Source organism: Streptococcus vestibularis ATCC 49124 (assembly GCF_000188295.1).
Lineage (GTDB): Bacteria > Bacillota > Bacilli > Lactobacillales > Streptococcaceae > Streptococcus > Streptococcus vestibularis.
Window position 1 is genome coordinate 786,768 of the sequence record NZ_GL831112.1, and the last position, 21,216, is coordinate 807,983.

At 39.8% G+C, this 21,216-nt stretch carries 22 protein-coding genes and 1 pseudogene; all 23 read left to right on the forward strand.

The window, feature by feature from the left end:
• Window positions 1-449: 449 nt before the first annotated feature.
• Window positions 450-1,619, forward strand: a pseudogene (locus HMPREF9425_RS03875) (FtsW/RodA/SpoVE family cell cycle protein); the annotation flags it as partial.
• Window positions 1,620-1,997: 378 nt separating this feature from the next.
• Window positions 1,998-3,236 carry a GTPase HflX gene (gene hflX / locus HMPREF9425_RS03880; protein ID WP_003096966.1) on the forward strand — a complete coding sequence of 413 codons (1,239 nt, stop codon included), beginning with the start codon at window positions 1,998-2,000 and terminating at the stop codon, window positions 3,234-3,236.
• Window positions 3,229-3,870, forward strand: coding sequence for a hypothetical protein (locus tag HMPREF9425_RS03885; RefSeq protein ID WP_003096968.1), 642 nt, complete (start codon window positions 3,229-3,231; stop codon window positions 3,868-3,870). The genes hflX and HMPREF9425_RS03885 overlap by 8 nt, the downstream gene beginning before the upstream one ends.
• Window positions 3,871-3,901: 31 nt before the next feature.
• Window positions 3,902-4,831, forward strand: coding sequence for a ribonuclease Z (gene rnz / locus HMPREF9425_RS03890; protein ID WP_003096969.1), 930 nt, complete (start codon window positions 3,902-3,904; stop codon window positions 4,829-4,831).
• Window positions 4,831-5,598 (forward strand): SDR family NAD(P)-dependent oxidoreductase, encoded by a 768-nt coding sequence (locus HMPREF9425_RS03895; protein WP_003092437.1) that lies wholly within the window; start codon window positions 4,831-4,833, stop codon window positions 5,596-5,598. The genes rnz and HMPREF9425_RS03895 overlap by 1 nt, the downstream gene beginning before the upstream one ends.
• A 76-nt stretch (window positions 5,599-5,674) precedes the next feature.
• Window positions 5,675-6,079 carry a GNAT family N-acetyltransferase gene (locus HMPREF9425_RS03900; protein WP_003092934.1) on the forward strand — a complete coding sequence of 135 codons (405 nt, stop codon included), beginning with the start codon at window positions 5,675-5,677 and terminating at the stop codon, window positions 6,077-6,079.
• A gap of 310 nt (window positions 6,080-6,389) precedes the next feature.
• The gene (gene recJ / locus HMPREF9425_RS03905; protein ID WP_037621676.1) at window positions 6,390-8,600 is read left to right on the forward strand and encodes a single-stranded-DNA-specific exonuclease RecJ; all 2,211 of its coding nucleotides are present in this window, start codon (window positions 6,390-6,392) and stop codon (window positions 8,598-8,600) included.
• 114 nt (window positions 8,601-8,714) lie between these two features.
• Window positions 8,715-9,233 carry an adenine phosphoribosyltransferase gene (locus HMPREF9425_RS03910; RefSeq protein ID WP_003092661.1) on the forward strand — a complete coding sequence of 173 codons (519 nt, stop codon included), beginning with the start codon at window positions 8,715-8,717 and terminating at the stop codon, window positions 9,231-9,233.
• Between the two features lie 170 nt (window positions 9,234-9,403).
• Window positions 9,404-10,348, forward strand: coding sequence for a homoserine O-acetyltransferase MetA (gene metA, locus HMPREF9425_RS03915; protein WP_003093071.1), 945 nt, complete (start codon window positions 9,404-9,406; stop codon window positions 10,346-10,348).
• Window positions 10,349-10,418: 70 nt separating this feature from the next.
• Window positions 10,419-11,117 carry a DnaD domain-containing protein gene (locus tag HMPREF9425_RS03920; protein WP_003092593.1) on the forward strand — a complete coding sequence of 233 codons (699 nt, stop codon included), beginning with the start codon at window positions 10,419-10,421 and terminating at the stop codon, window positions 11,115-11,117.
• On the forward strand, window positions 11,117-11,761 hold the full coding sequence (gene nth / locus HMPREF9425_RS03925; RefSeq protein ID WP_003092414.1) for an endonuclease III: 645 nt from the start codon (window positions 11,117-11,119) through the stop codon (window positions 11,759-11,761). The genes HMPREF9425_RS03920 and nth overlap by 1 nt, the downstream gene beginning before the upstream one ends.
• A gap of 346 nt (window positions 11,762-12,107) precedes the next feature.
• Window positions 12,108-12,644, forward strand: a complete 537-nt coding sequence (locus HMPREF9425_RS10255) for a hypothetical protein (protein WP_003092586.1) — start codon at window positions 12,108-12,110, stop codon at window positions 12,642-12,644.
• A gap of 186 nt (window positions 12,645-12,830) precedes the next feature.
• Entirely contained in the window at window positions 12,831-14,159 is a 1,329-nt protein-coding gene (gene xseA, locus HMPREF9425_RS03935; RefSeq protein ID WP_003092559.1) for an exodeoxyribonuclease VII large subunit, read from the forward strand.
• A complete protein-coding gene (locus HMPREF9425_RS03940; protein ID WP_002884058.1) occupies window positions 14,149-14,364 on the forward strand; it encodes an exodeoxyribonuclease VII small subunit in 216 nt (71 codons plus the stop codon). Before xseA ends, HMPREF9425_RS03940 begins: the two co-directional genes overlap by 11 nt.
• Window positions 14,364-15,236 carry a polyprenyl synthetase family protein gene (locus HMPREF9425_RS03945; RefSeq protein WP_003092675.1) on the forward strand — a complete coding sequence of 291 codons (873 nt, stop codon included), beginning with the start codon at window positions 14,364-14,366 and terminating at the stop codon, window positions 15,234-15,236. The genes HMPREF9425_RS03940 and HMPREF9425_RS03945 overlap by 1 nt, the downstream gene beginning before the upstream one ends.
• Window positions 15,229-16,056, forward strand: coding sequence for a TlyA family RNA methyltransferase (locus tag HMPREF9425_RS03950; protein WP_003096978.1), 828 nt, complete (start codon window positions 15,229-15,231; stop codon window positions 16,054-16,056). Before HMPREF9425_RS03945 ends, HMPREF9425_RS03950 begins: the two co-directional genes overlap by 8 nt.
• Entirely contained in the window at window positions 16,043-16,489 is a 447-nt protein-coding gene (locus HMPREF9425_RS03955; protein ID WP_003093096.1) for an arginine repressor, read from the forward strand. The genes HMPREF9425_RS03950 and HMPREF9425_RS03955 overlap by 14 nt, the downstream gene beginning before the upstream one ends.
• Before the next feature lie 8 nt (window positions 16,490-16,497).
• Window positions 16,498-18,168 (forward strand): DNA repair protein RecN, encoded by a 1,671-nt coding sequence (recN, locus tag HMPREF9425_RS03960; RefSeq protein ID WP_003092712.1) that lies wholly within the window; start codon window positions 16,498-16,500, stop codon window positions 18,166-18,168.
• Between the two features lie 69 nt (window positions 18,169-18,237).
• A complete protein-coding gene (locus tag HMPREF9425_RS03965) occupies window positions 18,238-19,074 on the forward strand; it encodes a DegV family protein (protein WP_003092936.1) in 837 nt (278 codons plus the stop codon).
• Window positions 19,067-19,942 carry an SGNH/GDSL hydrolase family protein gene (locus tag HMPREF9425_RS03970; RefSeq protein WP_003096981.1) on the forward strand — a complete coding sequence of 292 codons (876 nt, stop codon included), beginning with the start codon at window positions 19,067-19,069 and terminating at the stop codon, window positions 19,940-19,942. Before HMPREF9425_RS03965 ends, HMPREF9425_RS03970 begins: the two co-directional genes overlap by 8 nt.
• Window positions 19,935-20,504: a YpmS family protein gene (locus HMPREF9425_RS03975; RefSeq protein WP_003093039.1), complete on the forward strand. Its 570-nt coding sequence runs from the start codon at window positions 19,935-19,937 to the stop codon at window positions 20,502-20,504. Before HMPREF9425_RS03970 ends, HMPREF9425_RS03975 begins: the two co-directional genes overlap by 8 nt.
• 136 nt (window positions 20,505-20,640) lie before the next feature.
• Complete coding sequence (locus tag HMPREF9425_RS03980) at window positions 20,641-20,916, forward strand: HU family DNA-binding protein (protein ID WP_003092489.1); 276 nt, start codon at window positions 20,641-20,643, stop codon at window positions 20,914-20,916.
• 58 nt (window positions 20,917-20,974) lie between these two features.
• On the forward strand, window positions 20,975-21,175 hold the full coding sequence (locus HMPREF9425_RS03985; RefSeq protein ID WP_003092672.1) for a hypothetical protein: 201 nt from the start codon (window positions 20,975-20,977) through the stop codon (window positions 21,173-21,175).
• The last annotated feature ends 41 nt before the right edge of the window (window positions 21,176-21,216 follow it).

Below are 21,216 nucleotides of genomic sequence, written 5' to 3' on the forward strand. Positions count from 1 at the left end.
ATTATCTCAACCGATTGATACTAAGAATAAAAACATGAAGTGACGCTTCAGGTTTTTGATAGAGAAATCCGATGAAGAAAAATACTACTAATATTTCAACGCTTTCTAGCTTAGCTGTTCTCTTCCTCTGTAATCTAGCATGTCATACTAGGGTATTAGATGTGGGTTTCAACTAAGTGAAAACGCAAACTTCAAAATACACAAAAACATCTCCGAAAATCAGTTGGAAGTACCTTTTTGTTTTACAGAAACGATAAGGGTTACCTTGTGACAGGGCTGTTGATTGCTGGATCCGAATTCCTTCAGGTCAATGGGTATACTTCAATGATCAAGTAATTTGTGGTTGCTTTTTTCGTTAAAAAATTAACAACTTTTTATACATTCAGGCCATTTATCTGGCCGAAAAAGTGGTATAATAACTCTTGCTAAATCTTTATTTTGGAGTACACATGGCTAAGTCAAAAAATACTATTGAAAGTCGGATAGATTACTCGATTCTCTTGCCAGTCCTTATCTTACTGCTGGTTGGTCTGGTCTCGGTTTTTATCGCGACAAATTTTGATTATCCAAAGAATCTCGTGCAAGTCATTTCTCAGCAAGTACTATGGATTTTTCTTGGTTCGGTACTTGCTTTTGTTGTCATGTTATTTAATACAGAGTTTCTTTGGAAGGTAACTCCCTGGCTTTATATTTTTGGCCTGGGACTTATGGTTCTACCTCTTGTTTTTTATTCACCCGCTTTGGTTGCCTCGACAGGAGCAAAAAACTGGGTCAGTATTGGATCAGTCACCCTTTTTCAACCATCAGAATTTATGAAGATATCCTACATCCTTTTTCTTTCGAGAATAGGTGTTTGGGCTAAACAAGGAAAAGAAGTAACTGAGCTTAAAGATGACTGGCTGCTACTTTTCCAATATGTAGCGGTCACGCTTCCTGTCTTAGGCTTACTGGTTCTTCAAGGTGATATGGGAACGGCCTTAGTCTTCCTCGCTATTTTAGCGGGTATAATAGTGGTTTCGGGAATATCCTGGCGTATCATCTTGCCGGTAGTGCTAGCCTTTGCAGCTAGCGTAGCTCTGTTTATAATGGTGTTTATCACAGATTGGGGAAAGGAAGCCTTGCTCAAGTTAGGGGTTCAGACTTATCAGATTAACCGTATCTCAGCTTGGTTGGACCCTTTCACCTATGCGGATGGCATCGCCTTTCAACAGACACAAGGGATGGTATCGATAGGTACTGGGGGAATATACGGAAAAGGTTTTAATCATCTTGATTTGAATGTACCAGTTCGTGAGAGTGATATGATCTTCACGGTTATTGCAGAAGACTTTGGTTTGGTAGGCGGTGGATTGGTTCTGTTGACCTATCTCTTCCTCATTTATCGCATGTTGCGAGTGACTTTTAAGTCTAACAACCGTTTCTATACCTTTATTTCTACAGGTTTTATTATGATGATTGTCTTCCATATTTTTGAAAATATTGGGGCAGCAGTAGGAATTCTTCCTCTGACAGGTATTCCTTTGCCCTTTATTTCTCAAGGTGGATCTTCACTCATCTCAAACTTGATTGGTGTTGGTTTGGTGCTTTCGATGGCTTATCAAACCAACCTCAACGAGGAAAATAAAATTCTCTTGGCAATGTCTCGTCGTATGCGTACATCGGGGACTAGTCAAGTAAAGTCAGTGTCTAAGATCAAAACTAAGAAAAACAAACCTTCGAAGAGTGCAATCAAGGCCTCACAAGAATTGGTCAAGGCTAAAGATAAGGTTGATAAGGTCACTGAGAAAATGCGTCAAACCATTTCTCAAAATACGCCTATTCTTCACCAAGGCAAGCGTCGTAAGGGGTCTAAAAAGAAACCGACACGTAAACACTAATTAGAAGCAAGTTGGGCAATCCAACTTGTTTTTCTTTATAAAAAATTAAGGTCTGTCCCCTTCTCTTTAGGTCTCCCTGTGGTATAATAGAAGGCGACTATTTCGAAAAGGGGGGTTGCTATGATAGAGACAGCTAAGCAGCAAGAACGTGCTATTTTAGTAGGTGTTGAATTGCAAGAGACAGAGCATTTTGACATGTCCATGGAGGAACTTGCTAGTCTTGCCAAAACAGCAGGAGCAGAGGTTGTAGCTAGCTATACCCAAAAACGTGAACGCTATGATAGTAAGTCCTTCGTAGGTTCAGGAAAATTAGAAGAAATCAAGGCTATGGTGGACGCGGATGAGATTACTACGGTCATTGTCAATAACCGTTTAACCCCACGTCAAAATACCAATCTTGAAGCAGCATTTGGTGTAAAAGTCATCGATCGTATGCAATTAATTTTGGATATCTTTGCCATGAGGGCTAGAAGCCATGAAGGGAAACTTCAGGTTCACCTAGCTCAACTTAAATACATGTTGCCTCGTTTGGCTGGTCAAGGGATTATGCTCAGCCGTCAAGCAGGGGGCATTGGTAGCCGTGGACCTGGTGAAAGTCAGTTGGAGCTCAATCGTCGTTCGATTCGTAACCAGATAGCCGATATTGAACGCCAATTAAAGATTGTTGAGAAGAACCGAGAAACTATTCGCGAAAAGCGTGTTGATTCAAGTACCTTTAAAATTGGCTTGATAGGTTACACTAATGCTGGGAAATCAACAATCATGAACCTTATGACGGATGATAAGCAATATGAGGCTAATGAACTTTTCGCGACCTTGGATGCAACGACTAAGAAAATTTACTTAAAAGATCAGTTTCAAGTGACCTTGACAGATACGGTTGGTTTTATCCAAGATTTGCCAACAGAATTGGTTGCTGCCTTTAAGTCAACGCTTGAAGAAAGTCGTAATGTGGACCTCCTTTTGCATGTCATTGATGCGAGTGATCCTAATCACGAAGAGCACGAAAAGGTGGTCTTAGACATTCTCAAAGACTTAGACATGACTGATATTCCTCGCCTAGCAATCTACAATAAGATGGATGTAGCTGATAATCTAGTAGCAACAGTCTTTCCTAATGTTCGCCTCTCAGCACGTGACAAGGGAAGTCGTGAGGCCCTCAGAAGACTCTTGATTGATGAAATTCAACAGATTTTTGAACCTTTTAGTATTAAGGTACATCAGGATCAAGCTTATAAACTTTATCAGTTGAGTCAATTGGCCTTGCTAGATAGCTACACTTTTGAGACAGAAGTGGAAGAAATTACAGGTTATATTTCACCGAAAAATAAATGGAAATTGGAAGAGTTTTATGACTGATTATATGGATTTAGCTTTAAAATATGGTGGTTTTACAAGTCTAGATAAAGTGTATCTGGAAAACACCTTGTCAGACCTTTCAGACCGTCAAAAACTGGCCTTTATTACACCACCACCAAGCGTGATTAATGCTTATTTTGCAGAGATTTACCAGAAACAGTCTCCAGAAGCAGCAACGGATTACTATTTGGAGCTTTCGAAAGAATTGAACCTCTTTAATCCAGTACCATCTTTTGATGAACACAAGCCCTTTATTCGTCTCAATTTGTCAGGCAAATCTTATGGTTTTTGCTATGAAAATGCCGATGAGGTGGCCCTAGTCTTTGCCGAGCATTTAGAGGTTCCAACAGCTAGCATTTTGTTTGAGCTTGCTCAAGTTTTCCCGCAGTATAAGGTTTATCTTGAAGGCACTCAAATTAAGATGGCCAAGGTTGATTTTGACGAAGAAGTGTTGGAGGAGTTGACACCAGAAACTCAGTTACTTAGTCGTGTCACTAAACTGAAGGGGAATGTCATTAAGTTAGCTAGCTTCAATCAAGACGAATTAGTGGAACTTTTATCTCAATATAAAGGGCAAACTGTATATTATGGCTTTGCTCAGCGTGAATGCCTGGCTTATATTGTCCAGAAATAAGAAAAACGATAGATAGAAAGTATAGAAAGTCATGGAATTACAATTTTTAGGGACGGGCGCCGGACAGCCATCCAAGGCCCGTAACGTGTCGAGTCTGGTTTTGAAGCTACTCGATGAAATCAACGAAGTCTGGATGTTTGACTGTGGGGAAGGAACCCAACGTCAGATTTTAGAAACAACAATCAAACCTCGTAAAGTAAAAAAAATCTTTATCACACATATGCACGGGGACCATATCTTCGGTCTACCTGGTTTCTTGGCTAGTCGTTCTTTCCAATCTAGCGAAGAACAAACTGACCTTGAAGTTTATGGACCAGTTGGTATTAAGCAATACGTCATGACCAGCCTTCGTACCTCGGGGACACGCTTACCTTATCATGTGCATTTTAAGGAAATTGATGAGCATAAGCTAGGCTTGGTTATGGAAGATGACAAGTTCGCTGTTTATGCAGATAAGTTGGATCACACCATTTTTTGTATTGGTTACCGTGTGGTTCAAAAGGATCTCGAAGGAACCTTGGATGCTGAGGCCCTTAAGGCAGCAGGCGTACCATTTGGTCCGCTTTTTGGACAAATTAAGAATGGACAAGATGTAGTTCTTGAAGATGGAACGAAAATTATTGCCAAAGACTTTATTTCCGCACCTAAGAAAGGTAAGGTTATCACTATCTTAGGTGATACTCGTAAGACGAATGCCAGTGTTCGTCTTGGATTGGGTGCAGATGTCTTGGTTCATGAGTCCACTTATGGTAAGGGTGATGAAAAAATTGCTAAGAACCATGGGCATTCAACCAACATGCAAGCAGCACAGGTCGCTAAAGATGCTTCAGCTAAGCGCCTTCTTCTAAATCATGTATCAGCACGATTCTTGGGGCGTGATATCGGTAAGATGGCAGCAGATGCTAAAACGATTTTTGAAAACACTCACATCGTTCGTGACTTGGAAGAGGTAGAGATTTAATGGCTAAACAACGTATTATCGCTATTACTGGTGCCTCAGGAGGCCTTGCTCAAGAAATTGTCAAGCAGCTCTCACCCAGTGATGGTATTATCCTCTTAGGACGAGACAAGGACAAACTTGAGAAATGTTATCGCCATGTGGAAAATAAAACTTGTCTTGCTATTGACCTTAGAGACGACAATGCCATTAAAGAAATGGTCGATTATCTCTATCAACGGTTTGGCCGTATTGATGTCTTTATCAATAATGCTGGCTTCGGTGAATTCAAGTCTTATGATAATTACACTAGCCAAGAAGTACGTGATATGTTTGATATCAATACCTTTGCGACGATGACCTTTTCACGTCTGATGGCTGAGAAAATGGTGGAGCAAGGCCATGGTCATATCGTCAATATCGCCAGTATGGCGGGTAAAATTGCGACAGCCAACTCAAGTGTCTATGCAGCGACAAAGTTTGCGGTAATTGGCTTTTCAGATGCCCTTCGTTTAGAGCTTTCTGATAAAGGAGTCTATGTTACTACGGTCAATCCAGGTCCAATTGAGACAAGCTTCTTTGACCAAGCCGACCCCTCTGGAGCTTATCTTGAGAGTGTTAAAAAGTTTGTCCTCAGTCCTAAATACGTGGCTAAAAAGATTGTCCGTATTCTGGGTAAAAATAAACGTGAAGTCAATCTACCACGACTCTTATCAGTTGCCCACAAAGGCTACACGCTATTTCCACGAATCTCGGACAAACTAGCTACCAATGTGTTTAACTACAAATAGGAGAAAACTAGATGACCGCAAATATCCAAGCCTATTTAGAAAACCTACAGCACTATAGGTTAAAAAAGGAATTAAGATGTTAGATTATAGAAAAGAGATTCCAGCGATGACAGACCTACTCGCACTGTACAGTTCAGTCGGCTGGACCAATTATACTAACAATCCAACCATGTTGGAAGAAGCTGTCAAAGCCAGTCTATGGCAGTTGGCGGTCTATGATGAGGAAGAGCTCGTAGCCTACATTCGTTTGGTAGGAGATGGGCACTCTGTCATTTTTGTGCAGGACCTCTTGGTGCGACCAGATTATCAGCGCCAAGGGATCGGAAAGAAACTCTTAGAAGAGGCTTTAGGGACTTTCCACAATGTCTATCAACGGCTCCTTGCCACTGATCGTAGCGAGAAAAATCTAGCCTTTTACCAATCTCTGGGCTTTGTCGAACTTTCAGAGCAAGCTTGTACAGGGATGATTTATAAATATTGATGAAAAGGATTTCCAAATAGGGAATCTTTTTCTTGCTTTTTCTAATATTACTTGAAAATGATAGTAGAGTAGAGTTAAATAACGTAAAGAGGAGAAGGGGATATCTGAGAAAATACAAGTCAAAAAGGGAGCAATATCCAGACTATTATTTTGTCTAGAAAAGCAGGTCTTGATTGGAAATGTACCATGAGTTGAAGCACCTTCCGATGTTTTCTATTCTAATTTTAGGAAACTTAGGCTTCTATCCACTATGATAAATTTATTCATGTTATAATAGGTAGACTAGATGACAGGGAGAAAATATAAGAACATGATTACATCAACGTATGATTGGAAAATAAACACAAAAGAGCCAGATGCTGGCTTTTTTAAACTTGCCAAAGAACATGGGCTGGCAGAAACAGCAGCCAAGATTGCTTATGAACGTGGCATTACGACAGAAGAGGCTCTTGAAGACTTTCTAAAGGCTGATTTATCACACCTTCATGATCCTTATCTTCTTCATGATATGGATAAGGCAGTGGCTAGAATTCGTCAAGCCATTGAAAATTATGAGCAAATCTTAGTCTATGGGGACTATGATGCGGATGGGATGACATCAGCATCGATTGTCAAGGAAGCCCTTGAAATGATGGGAGCTGAAGCTCGAGTCTATCTGCCTAACCGTTTTACAGATGGTTATGGACCAAATGAAAGTGTCTATAAGTATTTCATTGAGCAGGAAGGCATTTCACTCATTGTTACAGTGGATAATGGGGTTGCGGGAAATGAAGCTATTGCTTATGCGCAAGAGCAAGGTGTGGACGTTATCGTTACAGACCACCATAGTATGCCGGCACAGCTTCCAGATGCCTATGCCATTGTCCATCCAGAGCATCCAGATGCCGATTATCCTTTTAAGTATTTGGCAGGTTGTGGTGTAGCTTTCAAATTGGCAACTGCCCTCCTTGAAACTATTCCTACAGAGATGTTGGATTTGGTAGCCATTGGTACCATTGCTGATATGGTTAGCCTAACGGATGAAAATCGTATTATGGTCAAGGTCGGCCTGGAAATTCTCAAGACTACTGAGCGTATCGGGCTTCAAGAATTGCTCCGCATTTCAGATGTGGACCCAACAACGATTTCCGAAGAAACGGTAGGATTCAAACTGGCTCCTCAACTCAATGCCTTGGGACGCTTAGATGATCCAAATCCAGCCATTGAACTTCTGACCGGATTTGACGATGAGGAAGCTCAAGCCATTGCTCTGGAAATCAATGCTAAAAATGAAGAACGTAAGGAAGTTGTTCAAAAAATCTTTGATGAAGCCATGACTATGGTGGATTTGGACAAACCTGTTCAGGTTTTGGCCAAGGAAGGTTGGCATCCTGGTGTCCTCGGTATTGTGGCGGGGCGCATCATGGAACAAATCAGCCAGACAGTAGTGGTTTTGAATATTGAAGATGGCTTGGCTAAGGGATCAGCCCGTAGTTTGGAATCTATTAATATCTTCCACGCTCTTGATGACCACCGAGATATCTTTACTGCATTTGGAGGACACGCTGGAGCAGCTGGGATGACCCTTCCTGAAGAAAATCTTGGTCAACTATCAGAGATCTTGTGTCAGTATGTCTACGATAATGACATTGATACGAGTGCCAAAAATACGCTTCATTTAGACGAGGAGCTCCAACTCAGCGAGCTTAGCTTGGATACCATTAAGAGTCTAGAAAAACTAGCACCTTTTGGTATGGATAATAAAAAGCCAGTCTTTTGGCTACATGATATTACTGTCACTCAAGCTAGGACAATGGGACAAAATGGAGCCCATCTTAAGTTTAAGGTTAAGCAAGGTAAGGATAGCTTTGATGTTGTCGCTTTTAATAAAGGGAATCTGCTTCAAGAATTTCAACAAGCTCAAGGTTTGGAATTGGCAGTGACCTTGTCTGTTAATGTTTGGAATGGTCAGACAACGCTACAGCTCATGCTAGAAGATGCCCGTGTGGATGGTGTTCAATTATTTGATTTCCGCTCAAAAAATATATCACTACCTGAGGGCCTACCAACGGTAGAAGAAGCAGCAGACACAGAGCCTGCGGTTGTCCTCAACACCCTACCGGATTCAGCGACGGAATTAAAAGCGTGGTTTGAAGGTAAAGCTTTCCAGGCTATCTATTTTAAAAATAATATAAAGGAAGCCTATTATCTGACGGGCTATGGAACTAGAGAACAATTTGCAAGGCTCTATAAAACCATTTATCAATTTCCAGAATTTGATGTGCGCTATAAACTAGATGACCTCAGTCATTACCTTAAGATTGATAAAATTCTCCTCATCAAGATGATTCAAATCTTTGATGAATTGGACTTTGTCACTATTGATAATGGTGTCATGACAGTTAATAAAGAGGCTGAAAAACGTGAGATTGAGGAAAGCAAGATTTTCCAGGACCTTAAACGTCTTGTCAAGTTCCAAGAACTCATGGCTTTGGGAACACCACAGGAAATTTATGATTGGCTCTACAAACAGGAGCAGTAGTGCCTAACTAAGATAACTGGTTTAGGATCTAGTGGTTAGCATTTTCTAAATCCACGGATTCATGCTATAATAATATGTAAATATTTTTTGGCAAAATGCCTATAGGAAGAACAAATGAAATTAGAAGATTATATTGCATCTATTGAAAACTACCCTAAAGAAGGGGTTACTTTCCGTGATATTAGCCCGTTGATGGCTGATGGAAATGCTTATAGCTATGCTATTCGTGAAATCGTTCAGTATGCGACTGACAAGAAGATTGACATGATTGTTGGTCCCGAAGCACGTGGTTTCATCGTTGGGTGTCCAGTTGCCTTTGAACTTGGTATTGGATTTGCGCCAGTTCGTAAACCTGGTAAATTGCCACGTGAAGTGATTTCAGCCGATTATGAAAAAGAGTATGGTGTCGATACTCTTTGCATGCATGCCGATGCAATCAGACCAGGCCAACGTGTACTTATCGTTGACGATCTCTTGGCGACTGGTGGTACTGTCAAAGCAACAATTGAAATGATTGAACGACTAGGTGGTGTCGTTGCTGGATGTGCCTTCTTGATTGAGCTTGACGGACTTAATGGTCGTGAAGCAATCGAAGGTTATGACGCTAAAGTATTAATGAACTTCCCAGGATAAATCTATCTATGTTTTACAAAAGGCCTCAGGGCCTTTTTAACTCTTTTAAAAAATAAGTGTGTTCTTATATAGCTTAAAGCTATAGCTAACTAGAGAAAATATATATTTGATAACAATATTTACCCGGTTTATAATATGAAGATAGAATAAACAAGGATGGAGATGTTGTTATGCCTATAAAACTTGATAATAAGTTACCAGCTCTTGATGTATTGCGTTCGGAAAATGTCTTCATCATGGATGAGAATAGAGCTAGTAGCCAGGATATTAGACCAATGGAGGTCCTGATCCTTAACCTAATGCCAACTAAAGAAGTGACAGAAACTCAGTTGCTACGTCTTTTAGCGAATACACCACTCCAAATTAACGTAGAGTTTCTGTATATGGCTAGTCATAAATCAAAAAATACCCACGCTGAACATATGGAAACCTTCTATAAGACTTTTGATGAAATCAAGGACAAGTATTACGATGGTCTTATCGTAACGGGGGCTCCTGTTGAACAAATGCCTTTTGAGGAAGTTGATTATTGGCAGGAATTAACACAAGTTTTTGACTGGTCTAAAAAGCATGTCTATTCAACTCTTCACTTGTGTTGGGGAGCTCAAGCAGGTCTCTATTACAAACATGGGGTTGATAAGGTTCCCTTGTCAGAGAAATTATCAGGTATCTATAAGCAAACTGTTGACATGCCAAAAAATTTCCTCATGAATGGCTTTGATGATAGCTTTGTGTCACCGCACTCACGCTATACAGAGGTAACTCTGGAAGATATCAAGAATAAAACAGATTTAGACGTTGTTGTATCAGGTAAAGAGGTAGGTCTGTCCATTCTGGCAAGCAAGAATCTTCGTGAAGTTTATAGTTTTGGTCATTTCGAATATGATTGTGATACTCTGGCCAGAGAATATAGAAGGGATTTGGATGCAGGCATCAATCCAGATATGCCAGCAAACTATTTCCCTGGGGATGATCCAAGTCAGGAACCTAAACTTCGTTGGAACCTTGCGGCATCAGCATTCTTTAGTAATTGGATTAACTACGCGGTATATCAAGAAACACCCTATCGTTTAGAAGAGTTGGAAGACGATTTTTCATTCTACGGTTACTTGTAGTAGGTCTCTCAAAAGACTTATGTTGAAACATAAATTTTTTGAGTTGACCTATCTACTCTGAAAGGTAAATATGAGTTTTTTTGAACAGTATCGAACAGGAAATTTAGTCCTTCCAAATGCCTTATTTTTTCACTTTAAGGATATTTTTCCATCAGCGGATGACTTTTTAGTTTGGCAGTTTCTCTATCTACAAACGACTACTCAGATTGGAGAAGTGGCCTCTAGTCAGATAGCGCAGGCAACTGGAAAGACCCTCACTGAGGTTAATAAAAGTATTACGACATTAACTGAGGCTGGACTCCTTGATTTTACGACTATTAAAGTTAATAATGAAATTGAGATGGTTGTTGATGCTTCACCTGCCCTAGCAGTGTTAGACAAGCTAGTGAGTAGTGAAAAGCCAACGACAGGTCCTGTTGTTGGCCAACCAACAAATACGCAGCTTATTAAACAGCTGACAGATGAGTTGGAACAGGCTTTGGGAATATTGAATCCTATGGTAATCGAAGATTTAAATAAGGAAATTCAGGAAGAACACACTGACCCGGAATTAATCCGTGAAGCTCTGAAAGAGGCAGTATTTAACCGAAAAACCAACTGGAATTATATCAAAGGGGTTCTTCGTAACTGGAAAACAAGTGGTATTACTACTAAAATTCAAGTTGAAGAACGTCGTTTGGAGCATCAAGGAAAGAAACAACATCACCAGATTTCGGATGAGTTCAAAACTGGTATGGATGCGGCCCGTCAATTGTGGGGTGGTCAATAATGTTAGGTAGAAAACGTGTTAATGAAGCTCTAGCTTTAATGGGAAAGATGTTTCCAGATGCACATGGCGAGCTGGAGTGGGAGACTCCCTTTCAACTACTAGTTGCTGTTATTTTATCTGCTCAAACAACAGACAAAGCTGTTAATAAGGTAACACCGGGTTTGTGGGCTCGTTATCCAGAAATTGAAGATTTAGCATCTGCTAATCTTGATGATGTTGAAATGTGCTTAAGAACCATTGGGCTATATAAGAATAAGGCAAAGAATATCATCAAAACTGCTAGAGCTGTTTTAATGAATTTCGACGGACAAGTTCCCAAAACTCACAAGGAATTAGAGAGTTTACCTGGTGTTGGACGAAAAACAGCTAACGTCGTATTGGCTGAAGTCTACGGGATTCCGTCTATTGCTGTAGATACACATGTCTCTCGCGTTTCTAAACGTCTGAATATAGCTCCAGAAAATGCTAGTGTAGAGGAAATCGAAGCAGAATTGATGAAGAAAATACCAAAGAAAGATTGGATTATCAGTCATCACCGCATGATTTTCTTTGGACGCTATCATTGTTTAGCCAAGAATCCTAAATGCCAGACTTGTCCTCTTCAAAGTTACTGTAAGTATTATCGAGGAATAACCAAGAAATAAGCTGAAGATGTGATTTTCTTCAGCTTTTACAGTTGTAAGATTTTGTTACAAATTAGTAACTTGACAAAAGTCCCAGGCTTTAAGAAAATAGAAGAAACGATTTAGAAGCAGTAGCGAAATAGTGAATGGCTGAATTCAGTAATGAAGAGTATCTGAGAGCCTTAGCTGATAACGGTGATAGAGAAGCAGCCAAAGAATATGAGCAAGCTTTGGATAATCGTATTTTTTAGTTGCAAATTTCATTGACTCAAACGAGTGATTCGCAGGGTCGTAGGGAAGTGCAAAAGCTCTTGGAACAAGAGGAAAAGAAAAAAGGGACTACTTTCAAGAAAAAGAGGATAAAGCTGTGAGCGAATTTAGACGTCGTAAAACTGAAAGAACTAAGGGAAGGAATGTTTCGAGTTTTAATAAACTCAAAGATCCTAAAATCATTAGATGGGTAATTGGAGTTGTTGCAGTACTTGCAGTGGTTATTCCTGTTGTTACTTTGATGTGGTATAGTAATAACCAAAAAGAGAGTGAAACAAACCCATGGAAAAATGGCCAGTTAGCTAAAAGTAAGGAAGCAGCTGCAGCGTCATCAGATAATCAATCCTCTCAAGTTGATACCTCATCTTTGTCTGATAAACAGTTAGAAGACTGGGTTTTTTCTACCTATGCTAAAGAACAAGGTTCAACTGGAGAAAATTATAAAAATCTAGGTTGGAATGTTTATTCATGGACGGATGATGATAACCTAGTTTATGCTCAACTTTATGATACCTATGGTAATGAGGTTCTTCTTTTCCGTGTAGATAAGAAGGGACAACTCGAAGCCTATGGTGGTATTGACGGTTCAAGCGATTCTTGGGACGTCGTTTCAAAAACTTATACAACCGATTAATGAAACTATATAAAATACTTGACAATGGTGGTTGAGACTGTCTTTTGACAGTCTTTTTTGATATAATTTAAGGTAATCGTGTATACAATTAAAAAACTGACTGAGAAGATTTGGGGATGATGGTTCTACAGAACTTTTTTAATGTCTTCAGGTTTTCGAGGATAGGTTAAATAAAGGAGAATTGTCGTGTCAGACTATTTATCGGTCACATCCTTAACCAAATATTTGAAAATGAAATTTGACCGTGACCCTTATTTAGAGAGGGTATATTTGACAGGTCAGGTTTCCAATTTTCGCCGTCGGCCGAGTCATCAGTATTTTTCTTTGAAGGATGAAGGGGCTGTTATCCAAGCTACAATTTGGGCGGGAGTCTTCAAAAAACTTGGTTTTGACCTCGAAGAAGGGATGAAAATCAATGTCGTTGGTCGGGTACAGATTTACGAGCCGAGTGGTTCCTACTCGATTATTATTGAGAAAGCCGAGCCAGATGGTGTGGGTGCCTTGGCTCTCCAATTTGAACAGCTTCGTAAGAAATTAACTGCTGAAGGCTATTTCGACGAGCGTCATAAGCGGGGTCTTCCTAATTTTGTCAAAAAAATCGGGGTTGTCACAAGTCCTAGTGGTGCGGTTATTCGAGATATTATTACGACTGTTAACCGTCGTTTTCCTGGTGTAGAAATCTTACTTTTTCCTACCAAGGTTCAAGGTGAAGGAGCTGCACAGGAAATTGCTGAAAATATCCAAAAAGCCAATCAAAGGGATGACCTAGATTTACTTATCGTAGGTCGTGGTGGAGGCTCTATCGAAGATCTCTGGGCCTTTAACGAAGAAATTGTGGTGCAATCGATTTTTGAGAGTCGTTTGCCTGTAATTTCTAGTGTTGGTCATGAAACCGATACGACCTTGGCTGACTTTGTAGCAGATCGTAGGGCTGCTACGCCTACAGCAGCGGCAGAGCTTGCAACACCAGTATCTAAGTCAGATACCTTGGTTTGGATTCGGGAAAGACAAAACAGAGCCTATCAAGCTTGTTTGAGACGTATACAGTATAACCAAGAACGTTTAGCCAAATTATCGCAATCGGTTGTCTTTAGGCAACCTGAACGTCTTTATGATGGTTATTTGCAAAAGATTGACCAATTGACAGCCCGACTTGAAGTCTTTATAAAGCAGGATTTTGAACGCAAACAAAAAGAAGTGGCTCTTTTAAGTCATAGACTGCAAGGTTTGAATCTCTTGACTAGTGTAGAGAATTACCAAGACCGTCGAGAGTCCTTACAGCGTTTGTTAGTTACCACAACTAAGAACACCCTTAACGGCTATCGTGTGAGACTAGAGAAAGCGCAAGATGCCCTATTATCACTGGATACTAGCCGTATTGTTGCGAGGGGTTATGCTATTGTCAATAAAGGCGATAAGCCCCTAACCACTATTAAGGATATTACTGAAGGTGATCAATTAACTATCCAAATGAGGGATGGAGAACTAGAAGTAGAGGTGAAAAATGTCAACTAAAAAAACATTTGAGGAAAATTTACAGGACTTAGAAGCTATCGTCACTAAGCTCGAAACAGGTGATGTTGCTCTTGAAGATGCTATTGCGGAGTTCCAAAAGGGTATGGCCCTATCTAAAGATTTGCAAAAGACCTTAGAAGATGCTGAAAAGACATTGGTTAAGGTTATGCAAGCGGACGGTACAGAAACGGAAATGGATGCCTAATGACCAAGCGTGAAAAAATTGATGCGGCTATCCGTGATTACTACCAAAAAAAGAATCTCCCTGTATCAAGTGATTTAATCACTGCTATTCTTTATTCGGTTGATAGTGGCGGTAAGCGTATTCGTCCACTGATTTTCTTAGATTTACTTGAAGGATTTGGTTTAGAGCTTACTCCTAGTCATTTTGATGTCGCAGCAAGTCTTGAAATGATTCATACTGGAAGTCTTATTCACGACGATTTACCGGCAATGGATAATGATGATTACCGTCGAGGACGTTTAACAAACCATAAAAAATTTGATGAAGCAACGGCAATATTAGCTGGTGATTCTCTCTTTTTGGATCCCTTCGCACTTGTAGCCCAAACAGAACTTTCTGCAGAGATTCGTGTTCAATTGATTCAAGCTTTATCTTATGCGTCAGGGACCTTCGGTATGGTTGGTGGTCAGATGTTGGATATGAAGGGTGAAGATCTGGAACTTGATTTATCGCAACTGGCTAAGATCCATGAGAATAAGACTGGTAAGCTTCTAACCTTTCCGTTTGTAGCGGCTGGTATTGTATCCCAACAAGAAGACCGAGTCATGGAAAATCTGAAAGAAGCTGGTCGCTTGATTGGTCTTGCCTTTCAAGTTCGTGATGACATTTTAGATGTGACTGCTGATTTCGAAGAGCTTGGGAAGACACCTGGGAAAGACGTAGTTGCTGGAAAATCAACTTATCCGGCTCTTCTTGGTTTGGAAAAATCGCATGTCATTCTTGAGGAGTCACTAAATAAGGCTGAGTCTATTTTCAAAGATTTGGCTGAGGACCAAGGTTTCAAGCAAGATAATATTATGAAAATCATAGAAAGGTTAAGACTCCATGCCTAAGGAAAGAGTAGATGTCTTGGCTTATAAACAAGGCCTATTTGAAACGCGAGAACAAGCTAAACGTGGTGTTATGGCTGGTTTAGTTGTTAATGTTATCAATGGTGAGCGTTACGATAAACCTGGTGAAAAAATTGATGATGGAACAGAGTTGAAGCTCAAAGGTGAAAAGCTTAAGTATGTGAGTCGTGGAGGACTCAAACTTGAAAAAGCTTTAGCTGTTTTCAATCTATCAGTTGAAGATATGACAACTATCGATATCGGTGCCTCAACAGGTGGATTTACCGATGTCATGCTTCAAAATGGTGCCAAACTAGTTTATGCAGTAGATGTTGGTACCAATCAGTTAGTTTGGAAATTGCGTCAAGATGATCGAGTGCGTTCTATGGAGCAATATAATTTTCGATATGCTGAACCTGTCGATTTCACAGAGGGATTACCATCATTTGCATCTATTGATGTCAGCTTTATCTCTCTTAATTTGATTCTACCGGCCTTAGCTAAGATATTGGTTGATAGAGGGCAAGTTGTTGCTCTTGTGAAACCTCAATTTGAGGCGGGCCGTGAACAAATTGGAAAAAATGGAATTGTTCGTGAGAGCAGTATCCATGAAAAAGTATTAGAAACCGTAACAGCTTTTGCAGTTGATTATGGCTTTTCAGTTAAAGGACTGGATTTTTCACCTATTCAAGGTGGTCATGGTAACATTGAATTTCTCGCACACTTGGAGAAGACAGATTCTCCTCGAAATGATGGTCAAACTTCAATCAAAGAAGTTGTAGCACAAGCACATAAGGAGTTTAAGAAGAATGAAGAAGAATGATCGTTTGGAGTTAATCCGAAAGATTGTCCAAGAAAATAAAATTACGACCCAGGGAGAATTGGTGAGATTACTACAGGCTGAGGGGTTGAAGGCTACTCAGGCTACGGTATCACGTGATATCAATGAAATTGGTATTACCAAAGTGCCAACCGAAGATGGTTCCTACATCTATGGGCTTTCAACTGCGCCTAGACGAGTAGGTGGATCTTCTGTTGCTTGCCGCCGCTTGTTGCGTATTGATCGACAACATGCCTTTATGAATATCTTAGTTCAGCCAGGGACTAGTCGTCTCATCAAAAAGATTCTTTTGGATGAATACAAGCATTTGATTTTTAGCTTGATTGCTGATGATGACACGCTCTTTTTGGTCGCTCAGTCAGAATTAGCAGCTATCGAATTACAGGGACAAATCGTCAAGTGGGTTGAAGAATAGGAGGAAGCATGCTTCTCGAAATTACGATAAAGAATTTCGCAATTATTGAAGAAATTTCTCTTAACTTTGAAAATGGCATGACTGTTCTCACCGGAGAGACTGGGGCAGGAAAATCCATTATCATTGATGCCATGAATCTTATGTTGGGGGCACGGGCATCTAGCGAGGTTGTCCGTCATTCAGCCCCTAAGGCGGAGATTCAGGGATTCTTTTCAATTGAACAAAATCCTGCTTTAGTTAGTCTCTTGGAAGATAATGGGATTCCTGTTGAGGATGAATTAATTATCCGACGTGAAGTCTTCCAAAATGGTCGAAGTGTCAGTCGTATCAACGGTCAAATGGTCAATTTAACGACTCTTAAATCTGTTGGACACTTTTTGGTAGATATCCATGGACAGCATGACCAAGAAGAACTTATGAGACCTGCTCTTCACATTAGCATGTTGGATGCTTTTGGAGATAAGGCATTTTTCCAAACGAAGAAAAAGTATCAAGAGTATTTTGATCGCTACCGTGAGTTAAGAAAAGCTGTTCTTGAAAAACAGAAAAATGAGCAAGAGCATAAGGCTCGAATTGAAATGCTAGCCTTTCAGATTGCAGAAATTGAGGCAGCTTCCTTGAAATCAGGAGAAGATTTTGCTTTACTGAAGGAACGAGACAAACTATTGAATCATAAGCAGATAGCTGATACCCTAACAAATGCCTATGTTATGCTGGATAATGAAGATTTTTCAAGTCTATCAAATGTCCGTTCTGCTATGAATGACCTTCAATCTCTTGAAGAGTATGACTCTGATTATAAAGAACTCTCTAATAATTTATCAGAGGCCTATTATGTCCTTGAGGATGTTACTAAACAGTTGGGAGATCTTGTGGATAATTTAGATTTTGATGCTGGGCGTTTGCAAGAGATTGAACACCGTTTAGATACGATTAATGCCATTACCCGTAAATATGGTGGAACTGTTGATGATGTCTTAGATTATCTCGAAAATTCAAGTAAAGAATACAATCTTCTGACTGGCAATTCCAGCTCTTCGGATGCTATGGAACAAGAGCTTAAGCAACTTGAAAAAGATCTGCTGGCGGCTGCAGAGACCCTACAAACGGCACGCCATCAAATTGCCACAGCCCTTGAAGCTGAGATTAAGGCTGAACTATGTGACCTTTATATGGATAAGGCTGATTTTAAAGTTATCTTTACTAAGGGGAAATTTAACCGTGATGGTAATGAGCAAGTTGAGTTTTATATTTCAACCAATCCAGGTGAAGGTTTTAAACCGCTTGTTAAGGTCGCATCTGGTGGCGAACTGTCTCGACTTATGCTAGCCATTAAGTCAGCCTTTGCTCGAAAAGAAGATAAAACTAGTATTGTCTTTGACGAGGTTGATACTGGAGTATCAGGCCGCGTAGCCCAGGCTATCGCACAGAAGATTCATAAGATTGGAAGTCATGGTCAGGTATTGGCTATCAGTCACCTTCCTCAAGTAATCGCTATTGCAGATTATCAATTCTTTATTTCTAAAGAAAGTGATAACGAGACAACTGTATCTCGTGTTCGTCTCTTGACATCTGAAGAAAGAGTTGAGGAAATCGCCAAGATGCTTGCAGGTGACAATGTGACTGATGCTGCCTTGAGTCAAGCTAGAGCTTTATTAAAAGTGGATGAACCTGTTTAGGAAAATAGCTGGGAAAACCTCTCTAGTCATGCTATAATAGAATAAAAATTTGTGTTAAGCGAGAGAAATATGAGTAAAATCAGAATTGTAACCGATTCGTCAATTACGATTGAACCGGAATTGGTTGAAAAGTACAATATCACTGTCGTTCCATTGTCAGTTATGGTGGATGGTGTCATCTATTCAGATAGTGACCTTCGTGAAGAAGGTCGTTTCCTGGAAATGATGAAGCATAGTAAAGAGTTACCAAAGACAAGCCAACCACCAGTGGGGTTGTTTGCTGAGACATATGAAAAATTGGTTAAAGATGGTGCAGAGCAAATTGTGGCCATCCATCTTATGCATACTCTTTCTGGGACATGTGAGGCTTCGCGTCAAGGAGCTAACCTTTCAGGAGCTGATGTAACAGTTATAGACTCAGGTTTTACAGATCAGTGTCTCAAATTTCAAGTAGTTGAGGCTGCTAAACTCGCGCAAGAAGGGGCTAGTCTTGAAGACATTGTGGCACATGTAGAAGAAGTGAAAAGTAAATCTGAACTTCATATTGGTGTCTCTACCCTTGAGAATCTTGTCAAAGGTGGCCGTATTGGACGTGTTACAGGCCTCTTATCATCATTGCTCAATATCCGTGTTATTATGGAATTGAAGGACTATCAGTTAAATACTATTGCTAAAGGTCGTGGTGCAAAAACTTTCATGAAATGGTTGGATTCTTACATTGATGCTATCAAGGATCGCAAGGTTGCTGAGATAGGTATTTCTTATGCAGGAAAACGGGATTTGGCGAAAGAACTTGCTTCGAAACTTGAGGTATTGGGTGCTCCAATTTCAATTCTTGAAACAGGGTCAATCATTCAAACACACACTGGTGAAGACGCCTTTGCCGTAATGGTTCGCTATGAATAAATTGAAAGAATCAGAATTACTTAGAAGTCTAGTAGGCTTCTTATTGCTTTTTCTATTATTTGTAGGGCTTTTCATTTTTATTGTACCAAGCAATCATCGGTCATCAAAGATTACTGACAAGATAAGGTTTGTAAAAAAAGAAAAGGTAACTTATGTGGCCATTGGAGACTCACTTACCCAAGGTGTGGGTGATAGCAGTAAACAAGGAGGCTTCGTTTCTGTTTTATCCCAGGCCTTAGAGTCAGATTTTAATTGGCAAGTGACTTCTCGCAACTATGGTATCGCAGGAAACACCAGCAATCAAATCCTCAAGAGGATGCAGGAAAAGAAGGATATCAAAAGGGATCTCAAAAAGGCAAAAATGATGACTTTGACTGTTGGTGGAAATGATGTGATTCATGTCATTAAGGATAATATCACCAATCTTAATGTGAATACCTTTAGCAAACCTGCTGTGGAGTATCAAAAGAGATTGCGACATATTATTGAGCTAGTTCGTAAGGATAATAAAACTTTACCGATTTATATTGTTGGTATTTACAATCCGTTTTATCTTAATTTTCCAGAGATGACAGAAATGCAAACCATTGTTGATAATTGGAACCAGTCTACCGAAGACGTGTGTAAGGAGTACGACAATGTCTACTTTGTTCCAGTTAACGATCTGCTCTATAAGGGAATTGATGGTAAGGGAGGAGTGACGAGCTCTGATGAAACATCACAGTCTGCCAAATCATCCCAAGGTAGTTTAAACGATGCTCTATTCGAGGATGATCATTTTCACCCCAACAACACAGGTTATCAAATTATGTCAGATGCGATTTTAAAACGTATAAACCAAACAAAGAAGGAGTGGTCAGGTGAGTAAGGTATGGAAATGGTTGTTTTTGGGACTTTTAGCCTTAAATTTAGCCCTAATTAGTGTCGTGACAGTTAGAATAATGACACCAGTCGAAACGAGCTCAGTATCCTTACCTAAAGGAGCTACTAAAATTGGAAAGTATAGTATGAGTAAAGAAGAGCTTGATGCGGCGCTTACAGGGTTTGCACAAGATTATTCTAATGATAAGATGCGTTTCAAGGTCAAAGTGACTAATTCCAAAATTGTTTTTGAGAGTAGTTATAAGGTCTTAGGTCACGCAGTACCCCTCTATGTTTACTTTACGCCTCTTGTAAGTGAGTCGGGTGCTGTCGTTCTTCAAGTGTCTGAGCTCTCGGCAGGAACCTTGAAGCTCCCTGTTTCAGATGCTCTTAAGATGATTAAACGTTCAACAAAACTTCCTGATTATATTGTAATTGACAGTAAGAAGGGAAAGGTTACCCTAAATATTCAGTCTATGAAGAATGATAAGGGAATAACAGCACGTGCTCAGAGTTTCGATTTAGTTAACGACCGTATCGAATTTGACATCTATAAGACAATAAATTAAAAAGGCTTTATTTTTTACAAAAAAGCGATGAAATTAGCGTTTATTACTTGACCTCATAAGGCTTTTAGGATAAGATAATATTTGTCGAAGCGCTAAAAATATCATTCGCTTAGAAATAAATTGGAGGATTGTTACAATGGCTAACAAACAAGATTTGATCGCTAAAGTTGCAGAAGCAACTGAGCTTACTAAAAAAGATTCAGCAGCAGCTGTAGATGCGGTTTTCGCTTCTATCGAAGAATTCCTTGCTACAGGTGAAAAAGTACAATTGATTGGTTTCGGTAACTTTGAAGTGCGTGAACGTGCTGCTCGTCAAGGTCGTAACCCACAAACTGGTGAAACTATCTCAATCGCAGCTTCTAAAGTTCCTGCATTTAAAGCTGGTAAAGCTCTTAAAGACGCAGTTAAATAATGTTAAAACCCCTAAGCTTTTAGGGGTTTTGATTTATTGAAAAAATATAAGGAAAACTATGAAAACCATAACAGTGGTATTGATCTTTCTTTTGGTTTTTACTGTTATTAAGTTATCAGCTATTGCTGCTATTAGCAAACTGATGAAACCAAGTGAAAAACAAATCGAAGAAGCTCGTCAGAAACGTCTTCAAGCTGAAAAAGAGGGAAAGGATCCTTTTGAAGACTGGGACGAACGTGACGATGATGGTCTTGTCTAATAGGAGAATCCTCATCAATAAAAAAGTTTGGAAGACCTTCC

Bases quoted from the DNA above. Each gene is read 5' to 3' on its own strand.
- hflX (WP_003096966.1), top strand. From the start codon at position 1,998: ATGATAGAGACAGCTAAGCAGCAAGAACGTGCTATTTTAGTAGGTGTT.
- HMPREF9425_RS03885 (WP_003096968.1), top strand. From the start codon at position 3,229: ATGACTGATTATATGGATTTAGCTTTAAAATATGGTGGTTTTACAAGT.
- rnz (WP_003096969.1), top strand. From the start codon at position 3,902: ATGGAATTACAATTTTTAGGGACGGGCGCCGGACAGCCATCCAAGGCC.
- HMPREF9425_RS03895 (WP_003092437.1), top strand. From the start codon at position 4,831: ATGGCTAAACAACGTATTATCGCTATTACTGGTGCCTCAGGAGGCCTT.
- HMPREF9425_RS03900 (WP_003092934.1), top strand. From the start codon at position 5,675: ATGTTAGATTATAGAAAAGAGATTCCAGCGATGACAGACCTACTCGCA.
- recJ (WP_037621676.1), top strand. From the start codon at position 6,390: ATGATTACATCAACGTATGATTGGAAAATAAACACAAAAGAGCCAGAT.
- HMPREF9425_RS03910 (WP_003092661.1), top strand. From the start codon at position 8,715: ATGAAATTAGAAGATTATATTGCATCTATTGAAAACTACCCTAAAGAA.
- metA (WP_003093071.1), top strand. From the start codon at position 9,404: ATGCCTATAAAACTTGATAATAAGTTACCAGCTCTTGATGTATTGCGT.
- HMPREF9425_RS03920 (WP_003092593.1), top strand. From the start codon at position 10,419: ATGAGTTTTTTTGAACAGTATCGAACAGGAAATTTAGTCCTTCCAAAT.
- nth (WP_003092414.1), top strand. From the start codon at position 11,117: ATGTTAGGTAGAAAACGTGTTAATGAAGCTCTAGCTTTAATGGGAAAG.
- HMPREF9425_RS03940 (WP_002884058.1), top strand. From the start codon at position 14,149: ATGTCAACTAAAAAAACATTTGAGGAAAATTTACAGGACTTAGAAGCT.
- HMPREF9425_RS03945 (WP_003092675.1), top strand. From the start codon at position 14,364: ATGACCAAGCGTGAAAAAATTGATGCGGCTATCCGTGATTACTACCAA.
- HMPREF9425_RS03950 (WP_003096978.1), top strand. From the start codon at position 15,229: ATGCCTAAGGAAAGAGTAGATGTCTTGGCTTATAAACAAGGCCTATTT.
- HMPREF9425_RS03955 (WP_003093096.1), top strand. From the start codon at position 16,043: ATGAAGAAGAATGATCGTTTGGAGTTAATCCGAAAGATTGTCCAAGAA.
- recN (WP_003092712.1), top strand. From the start codon at position 16,498: ATGCTTCTCGAAATTACGATAAAGAATTTCGCAATTATTGAAGAAATT.
- HMPREF9425_RS03965 (WP_003092936.1), top strand. From the start codon at position 18,238: ATGAGTAAAATCAGAATTGTAACCGATTCGTCAATTACGATTGAACCG.
- HMPREF9425_RS03970 (WP_003096981.1), top strand. From the start codon at position 19,067: ATGAATAAATTGAAAGAATCAGAATTACTTAGAAGTCTAGTAGGCTTC.
- HMPREF9425_RS03980 (WP_003092489.1), top strand. From the start codon at position 20,641: ATGGCTAACAAACAAGATTTGATCGCTAAAGTTGCAGAAGCAACTGAG.
- HMPREF9425_RS03985 (WP_003092672.1), top strand. From the start codon at position 20,975: ATGAAAACCATAACAGTGGTATTGATCTTTCTTTTGGTTTTTACTGTT.